At 59.5% G+C, this 731-nt stretch carries 1 pseudogene; it reads right to left on the bottom strand.

Annotation, left to right across the window (positions count from 1 at the left end):
• Positions 1-731, bottom strand: a pseudogene (locus ACQ4OE_RS26755) (hypothetical protein); the annotation flags it as partial.

Raw genomic sequence — 731 nt, 5'->3', positions numbered from 1 at the left:
GGCACGTTGTTCAGCGGTTGGCCGTGCACTTCAAAATCGACCGGGGCGCCTTCGACCGGCGTGCCTTTGATGCGGACAACGATGACGTCGCCCACCTTAAAGCCTTCCCGAACAGAGGCTATGATCTGCGCCGTGCCATTTTTGTCTGCCAGTTTGTCGACATCGAGCACGTTGTTGACGGCTTCCTTGAGAATCGGGCCCTCCAGCCGCGACGCATCCACCGCCACCACCACGCGCTGTTCGTAGCTCCAGTCTTCGCAGCGGTTATCAACCAGGTCGTAGACCTCGAACACGACCGCCACCCCCGCATCATCAGAGTCGCCCACCTCGCGGATGACCGCTTCGCTGACGTGCACGATGATTGGCGCATTGCCATCGGCCTGCTCTTCGGTCAGCGGCGCGCTGAGCACAAAAAAACCACCCCAGGACACCTGAATCACATCGCCTGCCGCGATGTCCGGATAGGGATCAATTTTGATGTCCACACCGTCGGCCACGTTGTCCTGATCAATCCCGCCGTCGAGAATCTCATCAGGAATGCGCATGATCAGCTTCGGATGGCCCGCCGGGTCGCCCATATCATCGCCGCCGGGGCGGGTAAGTTTGACCAGCACGTCCATGACCACCGAAGGTTCTTCGGTCTGGCCGACCCTCTCTACGCTGTAGGAAACCCTGGAATGTCCCTCGGCGATAAGATCGGGATCAATGAACATCTGCAACGTCTTGCCGAC

It is taken from the genome of Pseudomonas sp. WC2 (genome assembly GCF_050586545.1).
Lineage (GTDB): Bacteria > Pseudomonadota > Gammaproteobacteria > Pseudomonadales > Pseudomonadaceae > Aquipseudomonas.
Note: the sequence above shows the minus strand (reverse complement) of the source record. Positions and strands in the feature narration are given on the sequence as shown.